At 67.5% G+C, this 13,747-nt stretch carries 14 protein-coding genes; 6 read left to right on the plus strand and 8 right to left on the minus strand.

All coding sequences use genetic code 11. The features are described 5' to 3' along the window. Positions 1 to 39 precede the first annotated feature (39 nt). A complete protein-coding gene (htpG, locus tag H5407_RS06815) occupies positions 40 to 1,920 on the minus strand; it encodes a molecular chaperone HtpG (protein ID WP_183103687.1) in 1,881 nt (626 codons plus the stop codon). A 144-nt stretch (positions 1,921 to 2,064) separates the two neighbouring features. Between htpG and H5407_RS06820 the strand changes: the two genes are divergently transcribed. Next, positions 2,065 to 2,670: a trimeric intracellular cation channel family protein gene (locus H5407_RS06820; protein WP_183103688.1), complete on the plus strand. Its 606-nt coding sequence runs from the start codon at positions 2,065 to 2,067 to the stop codon at positions 2,668 to 2,670. A 91-nt stretch (positions 2,671 to 2,761) separates the two neighbouring features. On the opposite strand, the gene H5407_RS06825 is transcribed toward H5407_RS06820, so the two are convergent. The 3 genes from H5407_RS06825 to tldD form a co-directional block, all read right to left on the minus strand. Further along, positions 2,762 to 3,073 carry a hypothetical protein gene (locus tag H5407_RS06825; RefSeq protein ID WP_183103689.1) on the minus strand — a complete coding sequence of 104 codons (312 nt, stop codon included), beginning with the start codon at positions 3,071 to 3,073 and terminating at the stop codon, positions 2,762 to 2,764. A 41-nt stretch (positions 3,074 to 3,114) separates the two neighbouring features. Continuing rightward, the gene (locus tag H5407_RS06830; RefSeq protein WP_183103690.1) at positions 3,115 to 4,254 is read right to left on the minus strand and encodes a 3-deoxy-7-phosphoheptulonate synthase; all 1,140 of its coding nucleotides are present in this window, start codon (positions 4,252 to 4,254) and stop codon (positions 3,115 to 3,117) included. Between the two features lie 280 nt (positions 4,255 to 4,534). After that, a complete protein-coding gene (tldD, locus tag H5407_RS06835) occupies positions 4,535 to 5,998 on the minus strand; it encodes a metalloprotease TldD (protein ID WP_183103691.1) in 1,464 nt (487 codons plus the stop codon). A 215-nt stretch (positions 5,999 to 6,213) separates the two neighbouring features. Between tldD and H5407_RS06840 the strand changes: the two genes are divergently transcribed. Further along, complete coding sequence (locus tag H5407_RS06840) at positions 6,214 to 6,573, plus strand: hypothetical protein (protein WP_183103692.1); 360 nt, start codon at positions 6,214 to 6,216, stop codon at positions 6,571 to 6,573. A gap of 311 nt (positions 6,574 to 6,884) precedes the next feature. Here the strand turns inward: H5407_RS06840 and rsmI are convergent, their stop codons facing one another. Further along, positions 6,885 to 7,799, minus strand: coding sequence for a 16S rRNA (cytidine(1402)-2'-O)-methyltransferase (rsmI, locus tag H5407_RS06845; protein WP_310737626.1), 915 nt, complete (start codon positions 7,797 to 7,799; stop codon positions 6,885 to 6,887). Here rsmI and H5407_RS06850 point away from each other — a divergent pair. From H5407_RS06850 to H5407_RS06860, 3 genes are read left to right on the plus strand one after another with little or no spacing between them, the layout of a single operon-like run. After that, positions 7,792 to 8,208: a YraN family protein gene (locus tag H5407_RS06850; protein ID WP_183103693.1), complete on the plus strand. Its 417-nt coding sequence runs from the start codon at positions 7,792 to 7,794 to the stop codon at positions 8,206 to 8,208. The two genes, rsmI and H5407_RS06850, sit on opposite strands and share 8 nt — an antisense overlap. A 39-nt stretch (positions 8,209 to 8,247) precedes the next feature. After that, a complete protein-coding gene (locus H5407_RS06855; RefSeq protein WP_183103694.1) occupies positions 8,248 to 8,832 on the plus strand; it encodes an SIS domain-containing protein in 585 nt (194 codons plus the stop codon). Between the two features lie 58 nt (positions 8,833 to 8,890). Next, entirely contained in the window at positions 8,891 to 9,550 is a 660-nt protein-coding gene (locus H5407_RS06860) for a BON domain-containing protein (protein ID WP_183103695.1), read from the plus strand. Between the two features lie 168 nt (positions 9,551 to 9,718). Here H5407_RS06860 and H5407_RS06865 read toward each other — a convergent pair whose 3' ends face one another. From H5407_RS06865 to H5407_RS06875, 3 genes are all read right to left on the minus strand, one after another. After that, the gene (locus H5407_RS06865) at positions 9,719 to 10,627 is read right to left on the minus strand and encodes an NAD(P)-dependent oxidoreductase (protein ID WP_183103696.1); all 909 of its coding nucleotides are present in this window, start codon (positions 10,625 to 10,627) and stop codon (positions 9,719 to 9,721) included. An 11-nt stretch (positions 10,628 to 10,638) separates the two neighbouring features. After that, positions 10,639 to 11,775: a PilT/PilU family type 4a pilus ATPase gene (locus H5407_RS06870; RefSeq protein WP_183103697.1), complete on the minus strand. Its 1,137-nt coding sequence runs from the start codon at positions 11,773 to 11,775 to the stop codon at positions 10,639 to 10,641. A gap of 191 nt (positions 11,776 to 11,966) precedes the next feature. Further along, positions 11,967 to 13,010 carry a type IV pilus twitching motility protein PilT gene (locus tag H5407_RS06875; protein WP_183103698.1) on the minus strand — a complete coding sequence of 348 codons (1,044 nt, stop codon included), beginning with the start codon at positions 13,008 to 13,010 and terminating at the stop codon, positions 11,967 to 11,969. Positions 13,011 to 13,036: 26 nt separating this feature from the next. Between H5407_RS06875 and H5407_RS06880 the strand changes: the two genes are divergently transcribed. Then, complete coding sequence (locus tag H5407_RS06880; RefSeq protein WP_183103699.1) at positions 13,037 to 13,735, plus strand: YggS family pyridoxal phosphate-dependent enzyme; 699 nt, start codon at positions 13,037 to 13,039, stop codon at positions 13,733 to 13,735. Positions 13,736 to 13,747: the final 12 nt, after the last annotated feature.

Genomic DNA, 13,747 nt, shown 5'->3' on the forward strand with positions numbered 1-13,747 from the left:
CAGGCAAGACCTGACCCCTGAGGGCCAGGCCACCCTCAATCAGCCCATCAGCAGCGCATTCACGCGCTTCACATAGGCCGCCGGGTCCTCCAGCTGCCCGCCTTCGGCCAGCACGGCCTGGTCGAACAGAATCTGGGCAAGGTCGTCGAAGCGGTCACTGCCCTCGAGCTTCTTCACCAGCGCGTGCTCGGCATTGATCTCCAGCGTGGGCAGCGAGGCCGGGGCGGCCTGGCCGGCCTGCTTGAGGAGGCGGGCCAGGTGGCCGGACATATCGCCCTCCTCGACCACGATGCAGGCCGGCGAATCGACCAGGCGCGTGCTCACGCGCACGTCCCTGGCGCGGCCTTCCAGCGCGGTCTTGAGCTTGTCCAGCAGGGGCTTGAAGGCCTCGGCGGCCGCCTCGGCCTTCTTCTTTTCCTCTTCGTCCTGGAGCTTGCTCAGATCGATGGCGCCCTTGGCCACGGACTGCAGGGACTTGCCCTCGAACTCGTAGAGATGGGAGAGCATCCACTCATCGACACGGTCCACCAGCAGCAGCACCTCGATGCCCTTCTTGCGGAAGACTTCCAGCTGCGGGCTGTTCCGGGCGGCGGCGAGGCTGTCGGCGGTGATGTAGTAGATCTCCTCCTGGCCGTCCTTCATGCGGGCCACGTAGTCCGCCAGGCTCACGCCCTCGTCTGCATGGGTGGATGCGAAGCGCAGCAGCTTGGCCAGGCGCTCCTGGTTCTGGTGATCCTCACCCAGGCCTTCCTTGAGCACCTGGCCGAAGTCCTTCCAGAAGGCGGCGTACTTCTCGCGCTCGGCAGCGTCCTCGCTGTTGGCCAGGGACTCCAGCATGGACAGCACGCGCTTGGTCGAGCCCTCGCGGATGGCCTTCACGTCACGACTTTCCTGCAGCAGCTCGCGGCTGACGTTGAGCGGCAGATCGGCCGAGTCGATCACACCCTTCACGAAGCGCAGGTAGACGGGCATCAGCGCCTCGGCGTCATCCATGATGAAGACGCGCTTGACGTAGAGCTTCACGCCGCCGCGCTTGTCGCGGTTCCAGAGGTCGAAGGGGGCCTTCTTGGGGATGTAGAGCAGCTGGGTGTACTCGCTGCGACCTTCCACGCGGTTGTGGGTGTAGGCCAGCGGGGCCTCGCTGTCGTAGGAGATCTGCTTGTAGAAGTCCTCGTACTGCTCCTGCGTCACCTCGCTCTTGCTGCGGGTCCACAGGGCGGAGGCCTTGTTGACGCTTTCCCACTGGTCGGTTAGCTGCTGCTCGCCCTTCTCGGCGTCCCATTCCTCCTTGCGCATCAGGATGGGCAGGGAGATGTGGTCGGAGTACTTGCCGATGATGGACTTCAGGCGCCAGGTCTTGAGGAACTCCTCCTCGCCCTCGCGCAGGTGCAGGATCACGTCGGTGCCGCGCCCCGCCTTGGAGATGGCCTCGACCTCAAACTCGCCCGTGCCTTCCGAACTCCAGCGCACGCCCTCCTCCGCCTTCAGCCCGGCGCGGCGGCTTTCCACGGTGATGCGGTCAGCCACGATGAAGCCGGAATAGAAGCCCACGCCGAACTGGCCGATCAGGTTGGCGTCCTTCTTCTGGTCGCCCTCCAGGCGGGACATGAACTCGCGCGTGCCGCTCTTGGCGATGGTGCCCAGGTGGGCCACGGCCTCCTCGGCGCTCATGCCGATGCCGTTGTCGCTGATGGTGATGGTGCGAGCTTCGGCGTCAAAGCTGACGCGCACCTCCAGATTGGGCGCATCCTCGTAGAGCGCCGCATTGTCCAGGGCCTCGAAGCGCAGCTTGTCGCAGGCATCGGAAGCATTGGAGACCAGCTCGCGCAGGAAGATCTCCTTGTTGGAGTACAACGAGTGCGTGACCAGGTGCAGGATCTGCTTGACTTCGGCCTGGAAGGAATGGGTGTGCTTGTCCATGGCGTGAAAGCTTGAAAGTGTGGATGGGTGAGACTGGCGGCGCCCTCACCGTGCGCCGCCGTGCGTGAGGCCATATGGGGACGCCGTCGCCGGCTTCAAGAGCTGCGGCCGCGGAATTCGAACAGGGCTCATTACACTGCCCCGATGCTCTACTGGTTCGACCTGGCCGGCGTGGCCGTCTTCGCCATCTCCGGCGCCCTGGCCGCCATGCGCGCGGGGCTGGACCTCTTCGGCCTGCTGGTGCTGGCCTCCATCACGGCAGTGGGCGGTGGCACGCTGCGTGACCTGCTGCTGAACCGTCATCCGGTCTTCTGGATGAAGGACAGCCGCTACCTCACCGTCATCGTGCTGGCCGCCCTGGCCACGCTCTTCACCGGCCCGCTGCCGCCCAGCGCGCTGCAGGCCCTGAAGATCGCCGATGCCGTGGGCCTGGCGGTGTTCGCCCTGTGCGGCGCCGAGATCGCCGAGGACTGCCACCTGCCGCCCGTGCCGGTACTGCTGATGGGTGTGCTGACAGCCACCGGCGGCGGCGTGGTGCGGGACCTGCTCAGCGGCCAGGTGCCCCTGCTGCTGCGCCAGGACATCTACGCCACCGCCGCACTGACCGGCATCGCGCTGTACCAGTTGCTGCACCGCATCGGCATGAAGCGCGACCTGGCCTTCATGCTGGGCATGGCCAGCGTGGCTGGCCTGCGCCTGGCCTCCCTGCACTACGGCTGGCAGCTGCCGGTTCCGCAGTTGGGGGACTGAGCACCGCCAGCAGCCGAGGCGGCCGGCCAGGCCAGCGGTCAGGGGCGACGGGGGTCAGGTCTTGAGCACCACGACCGCGCCGCCCAGCCGCTCAGAACGAGACGGCCAGCTTGGCCACGTCCACCTTGACCAGTGCCTTGCTGAGGGCGCCGGAGGCGGCGCGGGCGAAGTCCAGCCCGAAGGCCGGATCGCGCAGGGCGGCCGCGCCGACGGCCGCCGCCACGCCCAGGATCTTGTCGGCCAGCAGCACCTTGCCGGAGCCCCGCATGGGCTCGCAACCATGCTTGACGAACTGCTCGTCCAGCCACTGGCGCGCGGCGTCAAAGCTGAGTACCTCGGCCGCATCGACCGTGAGATGGACTTCCTCGCCGGGGCCGTACACGACCTGGACTTCACTGCGCATGGCTTGAGCCTCCTGTGGCCCCCATCCTAGCCGAGGGGGGATCAGCCGCGAGACGCCTTGACGGCTTCGGACAACACCTCCAGCACGGCCAGCGAGTCATCCCAGCCCAGGCAGGCGTCGGTGATGCTCTTGCCGTATTCCAGCTTGGCGGGATCGTCCTTGCCCGGGGTGAACTTCTGGGCGCCGTCGTGCAGATGGCTTTCCACCATGACGCCGAAGATCTGCTGGCTGCCACCCGCCACCTGGGCACCGATGTCACGGGCCACCTCCAGCTGGCGCAGGTGCTGCTTGGAGCTGTTGGCGTGGGAGCAGTCCACCATCAGCGTGGTGTCCAGCTTGGCCGCAGCCAGATCCTTGCAGGCAGCGGCCACGCTCTGGGCGTCATAGTTGGGCGCCTTGCCGCCGCGCAGGATCACGTGGCAGTCCTTGTTGCCCTTGGTCTCGACAATGGCCACCTGGCCGTTCTTGTGGACGGAAAGGAAGTGGTGCGGGCGGGCCGCGGCCTGGATGGCGTCGGTGGCGATTTTGATATTGCCGTCCGTGCCGTTCTTGAAACCGATGGGCGCCGAGAGGCCCGAGGCCAGCTCTCGGTGCACCTGACTCTCGGTCGTGCGGGCCCCGATGGCGCCCCAGGAGATCAGATCACCGATGTACTGCGGCGAGATCACGTCCAGGAACTCCACCGCGGCAGGAAGCCCCAGGCGGTTGATCTCGAGGAGCAGTTGGCGGGCGATGCGCAGGCCCTCGTCGATGCGGTAGCTCTCGTCCAGGTAGGGGTCGTTGATCAGGCCCTTCCAGCCCACCGTGGTGCGGGGCTTCTCGAAGTAGACGCGCATCACGATCTCCAGCGTGTCGGCGTACTTCTGGCGCTCCACCATCAGGCGGCGCGCGTACTCCAGCGCCGCGGCCGGGTCATGGATGGAGCAGGGCCCAATGATGACCAGCAGGCGGTCATCCTTGCGCTGCATGATGCGGCGGATGGTCTGGCGCGTGCCCACCACCAGCTTCTCCATGGGCGTGCCGCCGATGGGGAAGAAGCGGATCAGGTGCTCGGGCGGCGGCAGCGGGGTGATGTCGCGGATGCGCTCGTCGTCGGTCTGGCTGGTCTTGTCCTGGGGCGAGTACCAGCGCTCGGCCTGGTGTGCGGCAGACGACGAGGTGCTGGGGGTCTTGGCATTCATGGTCAGGCTTTCTGCTTGTTCTGCTGAAGATTGGGACCGACGACGCAGGGGCGAAAAAAAACCGCCGGGGGAGGCCCGGCGGTTTTGGGAGATTCGTTGCGTGTCTGGTGGGTTACGCGTTCGCCTCTCCTCCGCCGGTGCGGTGCGAGAACCAAAAAAAGGCAAAGTAAAACTTCGGCGAGTGCATGGTGGCGAATACTGCCTGTTGCGGCGTGAAGGCGTCAAGCCCGGGCGTGTGGCGCGATTGTTGTCTCAGGGCCGCATCTTGTGTCGGGTCAAGTCAGGCAGTGCCGCCCACGGTCAGGCCGTCAATGCGCAGAGTCGGCTGGCCCACGCCCACTGGCACGCTCTGGCCTTCCTTGCCGCAGACGCCCACGCCCGTGTCGAGGGCCATGTCATTGCCAATCATGCTGACGCGGGTCAGCGCGTCCGGCCCGTTGCCGATGATGGTCGCGCCCTTGACCGGGTACTGGATCTGGCCCTTCTCGACCCAAAAAGCCTCGCTTGCCGAGAAAACAAACTTGCCGCTGGTGATATCGACCTGGCCGCCGCCGAAGTTGGTGGCGTACAGGCCCTTGTCGATGCTGGCGATGATCTCGGCCGGGTCCTTGTCCCCGCCCAGCATGTAGGTGTTGGTCATGCGGGGCATGGGCAGGTGGGCGTAGCTCTCGCGGCGGCCGTTGCCGGTCGGGGCCACTTTCATCAGGCGGGCGTTCATGGCGTCCTGGATGTAGCCCTTGAGGATGCCGTCCTCGATCAGCACATTGGCCTGCGAGGGGTGCCCCTCGTCGTCCACGTTGAGAGAACCGCGGCGATCGGCCAGGGTGCCGTCGTCCAGCACGGTGACGCCCTTGGCGGCCACACGCTGGCCGATGCGCCCAGCGAAGGCGCTGGAGCCCTTGCGGTTGAAGTCGCCCTCCAGGCCATGGCCCACGGCCTCGTGCAGCAGCACACCGGGCCAGCCCGGGCCCAGGACCACGGTCATCTCGCCGGCCGGGGCCGGGCGCGATTCAAGATTGGTCAGCGCCGCCTTGACGGCATCCTCGGCGTAGGAGGCGATCATCTCGTCGGTGAAATAGGCCAGGCCGAAGCGGCCGCCGCCGCCGCCCGTGCCCACTTCGCGGCGATCACCCTGCTCGGCGATCACGGTGATGGACAGGCGCACCAGCGGGCGCACATCAGCGGCCAGGGTGCCGTCGGCGCGGGCAATCAGCACCACGTCGTGCTCGGCGGCCAGGCCGGCCATGACCTGCACGATGCGCGGATCCCTGGCGCGGGCCATGCGCTCGGCGCGCTCCAGCAGGGCGACCTTCTCGGCACTGTCCAGACTGGCGATGGGATCGGCGTCACCATACAGCGAGCGGCTGGCAGCAATCACCGGCTCGCCGGGCACCTTGACGCGGCGACTCTGGCCCGAGCCGGCAATGCTGCGCACGGTACGGGCGGCGTCCAGCAGGGCGTTCTCGGAGATGTCGTCAGAGTAGGCGAAGGCGGTCTTCTCGCCAGCCACGGCGCGCACGCCCACGCCCTGGTCAATGGAGAAGCTGCCGCTCTTGACGATGCCCTCCTCCAGACTCCAGCCCTCGGCGCGGGTGGTCTGGAAGTACAGGTCCGCGTCATCGACGCGATGCTCGGTGATCAGCCGCAAGGCCTTGGCGAGCGTCGCCTCGGTGAGGCCGAAGGGTTCCAGCAGCTGGCTGCGGGCGGTCGCCAGACGGGCGATGGTGGGTTCGCGCGAAATCATGCGGGCCATTGTAGGAGCGCATCCCCCTGCTGCACCCATGCGGGCTTTCACCCCTTCTGGCGATGCACTCTTGCCTTCGCATCGGCAAGCTGAGCTTTCACCGTTCTTTACACGAGCACTGTCACCGTCGGCGCAGAGGCCGGCGTTGTCACCTCACAGCCGGCGCAGTGCCGGTGACACCCCCAGAAACCCAACTTCCTCCAAGGAGTGCCACGATGAGCTTCTCGACCTCGATGACCCGCCTGATCACCGTTCTCGCCCTCGGCAGCGCTGCCGCCCTCAGCGCCCAGGCCCAGGAGCCGACGACGCCGTCCACCCCGCGCGCCGACCAGCGCGAAGCCCGACAGCAGGCCCGCATCGCCCAGGGCGCCGCCTCCGGCACGCTGACCGCCCGCGAGACCCAGCGCCTTGAGCGGGAACAGGGCCGCATCAACCAGGCCGAAGCCAATGCCAAGGCCGACGGCACCGTCACCAAGCACGAGCGCCGCCGCCTGCACCGCATGCAGGATGCCGCCAACAAGGACATCCACCACGCCAAGCACAACGCCAAGACCGCCAGCGCCCCGGGCAACTGATCTGCCTGGCGAGTGAATCGCTCGGTGTGGCGCTCGGTGTGGCGCTCGGTTGGCGCTCGGTGCTGCGCTGAACGAAGTGCCCAGTCACCGGCGCAGCGATCGGCCCGCTGGGTCACGACCTGAGCTACGGGGCCGGCCACCGGGCCAGTTGCCAAGCCGTGGCGGCTGGGCAGGCGTCCTGTCCAGCCGCCCATTCTGCCGCCTCTCCATCGGTCGCAACAAAGCCCTTGACGGGGCCCTGTGCGCCGCGCCAAACCTTGGATCGCAAGAGCACCAGCCCCGCCATCGAAGGCCGCCCGGGCCCTGCGTCGTCAGGCCTCGGCGGCCTTCTTCATCTGCAGGCCGGCGTCGTAGAGGCTGTTGCGCGGCAGGCCGCTGAGGTCAGTCGCAATCTGCACGGCCTGCTTGAGCGGCAGTTCCTGCAGCAGGCGCTCCAGCATGCGCGCCACCTCGGGCGGCAGCTCTTCGCTGGAGGCCTGCGGCGGCTCGGCATGCAGCACCAGCACGAACTCGCCGCGCTCGCGCTGCGGGTCAGCCGCCAGCCAGGCCGGCATGGCGGCCGCGGAAGCGGTGTGCACGGTTTCGAACTGCTTGGTCAGCTCGCGGCAGAGGCTCAGCGTTTGGGCAGGCGCCAGCTCGGCCAGCAGGTCCAGCAGATTGGCGATGCGATGCGGCGCCTCGAACAGTACCTGGCTCTGCGCCGAGCCCAGCAGGGCCTGCAGACGGGTGCGGCGCTCCTGGCCCTTGGGCGGCAGGAAGCCAGAGAAGGCAAAGCCCTGGGCCCGCGCATCCCCTGCCGCGCTCAGGGCCGTCACCACGGCCGAGGGTCCCGGCAGGGGCATCACGCGCAGGCCAGCCCGCTGCACTGCGGCCACCAGCACTGCGCCGGGGTCGGACACCGCCGGCGTGCCTGCATCCGACACATAGGCGATGCGCTCGCCCGCCTGGAGCCGTGCCACCAGCGCGGCCGAGGCCGACTGTTCGTTGTGCTGGTGCAGGCTGATCAGCGGCTTGTGCAGGCCCAGGTGATGCAGCAGATGACCGCTGACGCGCGTGTCCTCGCAGGCCACGGCGTCCACCAGCGCCAGCACATGCAGGCAGCGCAGGCTGACGTCCGCCAGATTGCCGATGGGTGTGGGCACCAGGTAGAGGGTGCCGGCAGGATACTGCTGGCCACCAGCCGCCGCGCGGGCGGCCTGCATCAGCAAAGAGGCATCAATGTTCAAGTGGAGCGCCTTCAAGTCAGTATCGCCCCGGGGCGGGGCAGGCGAAAGCCGTCAGGCCCGCGGAGCAGAGGCCGAGCAGCGCGCGCTGCGGCATCTGCAGGCGCAGGGCATGCGGCTGCTGGAGCGCAATTATCGGGTGGCGCAGGGGCCCCATGCCCCGGGCGGCGAGATCGATCTCATCCTGCAGGACCCCGCCGGCAGCCTGGTCTTCGTCGAGGTGCGCGCTCGCCGCTCGGCCGCGCATGGTGGCGCGGCGGCCTCCATTGGCGCCGGCAAGCGCCGCCGCATCCTGCTGGCGGCCCAGCACTACCTGTTGCGTTATCGCCGGCCGCCGCCCTGCCGCTTCGACGTCATCGCCATCGATGGCCGCCAGCTGCTCTGGCTGCAGGCCGCTTTCGACGCCGGGTAAGTCCATGTCGGGCCAGACGCTGGCTTATCATTCGCGCCAATGCTTGAACAACGCATCCAACAACAGTTCTTCGAGAGCGCCGACCTGCTCTACCAGGTCGCAGAGCCGCTCTCGCGCCCCATGGCCCTGGCAGCCCAGATGCTGGTCGATGGCATCACCGGTGGCGGCCGCCTGCTGTGCGCCGGCGTCGGCCTGGCCGCGCAGGATGCCAGCTACCTGGCCGCGCTGCTGACGGGCCGCTTCGAGCAGGAGCGCCCCGGCCTGGCCGCCATCGCCATCAACGCTCTGCTGCACCAGGGCCCGGGCCCGCTGGACGAAGCGGCCGCCCTGGCACGGCAAATCCAGACCCTGGGCCATCCGGGCGACCTGCTGCTGCTGATCGACAACCCCAGCGGCAGCGGCCAGACCCTGGTGCCCCTGCTGGAGGCCGCCCATGCCCAGGACATGAGCGTGGTGCTGCTCAGCGGCAGCCAGGACGAGCCGCTGCGCACGGCCCTGCTGGACACCGATGTCCAGCTGCGCCTCCCCCACAGCCGCTTCGCCCGCGTGGCCGAGGGCTACCGCTTGCTGTGCCACTGCCTCAGCGACGCCATCGACGCCCAGCTGCTGGGTATCGAGGAATGACTTTTTGCTGATCCGGTCGCGGCTGATCGAATCAAGACCTGACCCCAAGGCTGAACCCATGCAAGCAAACCCCTCGCGCAGGCTGCGCGCCCATTCCGCCCTTTGCGTCCTTCCCCTTGTCGCCGCGCTGGGCTGCGGCCTGCTGACGGCCTGCGCGCCGCTGGTGGTGGGCGGCATGGTCGGCACCGCCATGGTGGCCACCGACCGCCGCACCTCTGGGACCCAGTTGGAAGACCAGGGCATCGAGCTCAAGGCGGGCAAGCGCCTGGCCGACAAGCTTGGCGACCGCGTCCACATCAACGTCAACAGCTATAACCGCGTGGTGCTGCTGACCGGCGAGACCCGCAATGAGGAAGACCGGGCCGAGGCCGAGCGCATCGTGGCCGAGGTCGAGAACGTGGGGCGCGTGGCCAATGAGCTGCAAGTGGGCTTCATCAGCTCGCTGAGCTCCCGCTCCAACGACGTGCTCATCGCCGGCAAGATCAAGGCCAGCCTGGTCGATGCGCGCGAGCTGATCTCCAATGCCTTCTACGTGGTCGTGGAACGCGGCGAGGTCTTCATGCTGGGCCGCGTGACCGAACGCGAGGCGCACCGCGCCACCGAGATCGCCCGTGGCGTGGCGGGCGTCAAAAAGGTGGTGCGCATGTACGAGATCATTTCCGAAGAGGAACTGGCTCGCACGGCACCCAAGCCGCCCAAGGCCAGCGAGTCCAGATAACCCCCTGCGGCCTGCGCCCCCCCGAGGGGCTGCACCGGTAGCCCGGCAGCGCCGGATCAGCGGTGTTCGTGCAGGAGCGAGCGCCGGCTGCGCCGAGCGCTCATTATTTCGGTTGCGGTAGTGAGGGGCGCTGGGCGACTGTCCTGCTCCCTGGTGCGCGTCGCGTGTTCAGCGCAGGCGCTTGATCAGGCTGGAGGTGTCCCAACGGCCGCCGCCCAGCCCCTGCACATCGGCGTAGAACTGGTCCACGAGGGCAGTGACGGGCAGCCTGGCACCATTGCGACGGGCTTCGTCCAGGACCAGGCCCAGGTCCTTGCGCATCCAATCCACGGCGAAGCCGAAGTTGAACTGGTCATCGACCATGGTCTTGCCGCGGTTGTCCATCTGCCAGCTCTGAGCCGCGCCCTTGCCGATCACCTCGAGCACCTGCTTCATGTCCAGGCCCGCACGGCCGCCGAACGCAATGGCTTCGGCCAGGCCCTGCACCAGGCCCGCGATGCAGATCTGGTTGACCATCTTGGCCAGTTGGCCGGCCCCAGGCTCGCCCACGCGGGTCACGGCGCGCGAGAAGGCCTGGGCGACGGGCTTCATGGTCTCAAAGGGATCAGCGTCGCCGCCACACATGACGGTCAGCTGGCCGTTGACGGCGCCAGCCTGCCCGCCGGACACCGGGGCGTCAACGAAGTGCAGGCCGCGCGAGCGTGCCACACCGTGCATCTCGCGGGCCACTTCGGCCGAGGCCGTGGTGTGGTCCACGAGGATGGCGCCCGGCTTCATGCCGGCAAAGGCGCCGGTCTCGCCCAGCAGCACGGAGCGCAGGTCATCATCATTGCCCACGCAGACAAAGACCACGTCTGCGTCGCGTGCGGCCTGGGCCGGCGTGTCCGCCGCGGCACCGCCGAACTCGGCCACCCAGGCCTGGGCCTTGGCCGCGCTGCGGTTGTAGACGGTCACCGCATGACCGGCACGGGCCAGGTGGCCGGCCATGGGCAGGCCCATCACTCCCAGGCCGATGAAGGCGGTGCGCCGGGGCGTGGCGGGCTCATAGCTGCGCGTGGTGTTGATGCTGTCGGCCATGGCTGCGGTGATCAGAGGATGGTGAGGTGTTCAGTGCCCTGGCTGAGCTCGCCGCTACGGGCGCGCTCGCTGTTGAGCTTGATCTGCAGGCGCAGGTCGTTGACGGAGTCGGCGTTGCGCAGGGCGTCTTCGTAGTTGATGCGACCGAACTCGTAGAGGTCAAACAGGGCCTGGTCGAAGGTCTGCATGCCCTGCTCCCGCGAGCGCTTCATGATCTCCTTGATCTCACCGACCTCGCCCTTGAAGATCATGTCCGAGATCAGCGGCGTGTTGAGCAGGATCTCCACGGCAGCGATCCGGCCCTTGCCCTCGCGGCGCGGCAGCAGGCGCTGAGAGACGATGGAGCGCAGGTTCAGCGAGAGATCCATCAGCAACTGGGCGCGGCGCTCCTCGGGGAAGAAGTTGATGATGCGGTCCAGGGCCTGGTTGGCGCTGTTGGCGTGCAGGGTGGCCATGCACAAATGGCCGGTCTCGGCGAAGGCCACGGCGTGCTCCATGGTCTCGCGGTCGCGGATTTCGCCCATGAGGATGACGTCCGGCGCCTGGCGCAGCGTGTTCTTCAGCGCGATGTCCCAGTTGTCGGTGTCCAGGCCCAGCTCGCGCTGGCTGACGATGCAGTTCTTGTGCGGATGCACGAACTCCACCGGGTCCTCGATGGTGATGATGTGGCCGTAGGTCGTCTCGTTGCGATGGTCGATCATCGCCGCCAGCGTCGTGCTCTTGCCCGAGCCGGTGGCCCCCACCACGATCACCAGGCCGCGCTTGGTGAGCACCACATCCTTGAGGATGGGCGGCAGGTCCAGGGATTCAATGCTGGGCAGATTCTGCGGAATCGTCCGCAGCACCAAGGCCACGTGCCCCTGCTGCAGGTAGGCATTGACCCGGAAGCGGCCGATGCCCTGCGGCGAAATCGCGAAGTTGCACTCTTTGTTCTTCTCGAAGTCGGCCGCCTGCTTGTCGTTCATGATGGAACGTGCCAATTGCAGGGTGTGCTGCCCGCTGAGCGGCTGCGGCGAGACCTTGGTCACCTTGCCATCCACCTTGATGGCCGGCGGGAAATCCGCCGTCAGGAACAGGTCGGAACCCTTGCGCGAGACCATCAGCCGAAGCAGGTCGTTGATGAATTTCGAGGCCTGATCGCGTTCCATGCTGGGGTGTCCTTCCATGCCCTCCGGGGGCCAAAGCGGCGCGCATCTTGCATCAGGACGCGCGGTTCAGGGGTGACGGAATGTCTCGCCTCGGGGCCTGCGGCAGCTGGGCCAGGGCCGCCTCGGCAGGACGCCGTTCGCGGTTCGTCGAGGGCAGCCCGGCCGGGGACCGCCCGCGGATCCTCATGCGGTCAGCCGGGGAAGTTCTCCGGGAACTTGGCTTTGGCACGGGCCTCGGCCGGCGAAATCACATTGCGGCGCACCAGATCGGCAAGGTTCTGGTCCAGGGTCTGCATGCCCTGGGAGTTGCCGGTCTGGATGGCCGAGTACATCTGGGCGACCTTGTTCTCGCGGATCAGGTTGCGCACAGCCGAGGTGCCCAGCATGATCTCGTGCGCCGCCACGCGGCCGCTGCCGTCCTTGAGTTTGCAAAGGGTCTGCGAGATCACGGCCACCAGGGACTCCGACACCATGGCCCGCACCATCTCCTTTTCGGCAGCGGGAAAGACATCGACGATACGGTCGATGGTCTTGGCGGCGGAGCTGGTGTGCAGGGTGCCGAAGACCAGGTGACCCGTCTCGGCCGCGGTCAGGGCCAGGCGGATGGTCTCGAGGTCCCGCAACTCACCCACCAGCACGGCGTCCGGATCCTCGCGGAGGGCGGAGCGCAGGGCGTTGGCAAAGCTCAGCGTATGGGGGCCGACCTCGCGCTGGTTGATCAGGCACTTCTTGGACTCGTGCACGAATTCGATCGGATCCTCGATGGTCAGGATGTGCCCGTACTCGTTCTCGTTGAGGTGGTTGACCATGCCGGCCAGCGTGGTCGATTTGCCTGAGCCCGTGGGGCCGGTCACCAGCACCAGGCCGCGCGGCTTCAGGGCCAGGTCGGCGAAGACCTTGGGCGCATTGAGCTGCTCCAGCGTCAGGATCTTGGAGGGAATGGTCCGGAACACGGCGCCGGCGCCGCGGTTCTGGTTGAAGGCATTGACCCGGAAGCGGGCCAGGCCCTGGATCTCGAAGGAGAAGTCGCACTCCAGCGTCTCTTCGTAGTTCTTGCGCTGGGCGTCGTTCATGATGTCGTACACCATGTCGTGCACCTGGCGGTGCTCCAGCGCCTCGACGTTGATGCGTCGCACGTCTCCGTGCACCCGGATCATGGGCGGCAGCCCGGCAGAGAGGTGAAGATCGGAGGCCTTGTTCTTGACCGAGAATGCCAGCAGTTGTGTGATGTCCATGGTGTGGGCGATAAGCGTAGGCCATTATGGCGACGATCAAAGAGAACATTCAAGAAGTGCACCGCCGGCTTGCCAAAGCCTGCACGGATGCGGCTCGGCCCCCCTCGGCCGTCCGCCTGCTGGTGGTCAGCAAGACCTTTGACGCCACGGCCGTGCGCGAGGCCCATGCCGCCGGCGAGCGGGCCTTCGGCGAGAACTATGTGCAGGAGGGCCTGGACAAGATCCACGCATTGGCGGACCTGCGGGCCGGCATCGAGTGGCACCTGATCGGCCCGCTGCAGAGCAACAAGACCCGCGTGGTGGCTGAGTCCTTCGACTGGGTGCACACGGTGGACCGGCTCAAGATTGCCCAGCGCCTCTCGGAGCAGCGCCCATTGGGCCTGCCGCCGCTGCAGGTCTGTCTGCAGGTGAACATCAGCGGCGAGGCCAGCAAGAGCGGCCTGGCCCCCGAGGCGGTACCGGCCCTGGCCGTGCAGATCGCCCAGTTGCCGCGCCTGAAGCTGCGCGGCCTGATGGCCATCCCCGAGCCCGCCGCCGACCTCGAATCCCAGCGCCTGCCTCATCGTCATCTGGCCCGCCTGCTGCGCAGCCTGCAGGACCAGGGCCTGGCCCTCGACACACTCAGCATGGGCATGAGCGCCGACCTGGAAGCCGCCGTCATGGAGGGCGCCACTCTGGTGCGCGTGGGGTCGGCCATCTTCGGCTCGCGGCCGGTTCAGCCCTGATGCGGACCGTGG

The organism is Mitsuaria sp. WAJ17, from assembly GCF_014174515.1.
Classification (GTDB): Bacteria; Pseudomonadota; Gammaproteobacteria; order Burkholderiales; family Burkholderiaceae_C; genus Roseateles_B.

Coding starts and splice junctions, on each gene's coding strand:
- htpG (WP_183103687.1), bottom strand. CDS start 1,920: ATGGACAAGCACACCCATTCCTTCCAGGCCGAAGTCAAGCAGATCCTG.
- H5407_RS06820 (WP_183103688.1), top strand. CDS start 2,065: ATGCTCTACTGGTTCGACCTGGCCGGCGTGGCCGTCTTCGCCATCTCC.
- H5407_RS06825 (WP_183103689.1), bottom strand. CDS start 3,073: ATGCGCAGTGAAGTCCAGGTCGTGTACGGCCCCGGCGAGGAAGTCCAT.
- H5407_RS06830 (WP_183103690.1), bottom strand. CDS start 4,254: ATGAATGCCAAGACCCCCAGCACCTCGTCGTCTGCCGCACACCAGGCC.
- tldD (WP_183103691.1), bottom strand. CDS start 5,998: ATGATTTCGCGCGAACCCACCATCGCCCGTCTGGCGACCGCCCGCAGC.
- H5407_RS06840 (WP_183103692.1), top strand. CDS start 6,214: ATGAGCTTCTCGACCTCGATGACCCGCCTGATCACCGTTCTCGCCCTC.
- H5407_RS06850 (WP_183103693.1), top strand. CDS start 7,792: ATGTTCAAGTGGAGCGCCTTCAAGTCAGTATCGCCCCGGGGCGGGGCA.
- H5407_RS06855 (WP_183103694.1), top strand. CDS start 8,248: ATGCTTGAACAACGCATCCAACAACAGTTCTTCGAGAGCGCCGACCTG.
- H5407_RS06860 (WP_183103695.1), top strand. CDS start 8,891: ATGCAAGCAAACCCCTCGCGCAGGCTGCGCGCCCATTCCGCCCTTTGC.
- H5407_RS06865 (WP_183103696.1), bottom strand. CDS start 10,627: ATGGCCGACAGCATCAACACCACGCGCAGCTATGAGCCCGCCACGCCC.
- H5407_RS06870 (WP_183103697.1), bottom strand. CDS start 11,775: ATGGAACGCGATCAGGCCTCGAAATTCATCAACGACCTGCTTCGGCTG.
- H5407_RS06875 (WP_183103698.1), bottom strand. CDS start 13,010: ATGGACATCACACAACTGCTGGCATTCTCGGTCAAGAACAAGGCCTCC.
- H5407_RS06880 (WP_183103699.1), top strand. CDS start 13,037: ATGGCGACGATCAAAGAGAACATTCAAGAAGTGCACCGCCGGCTTGCC.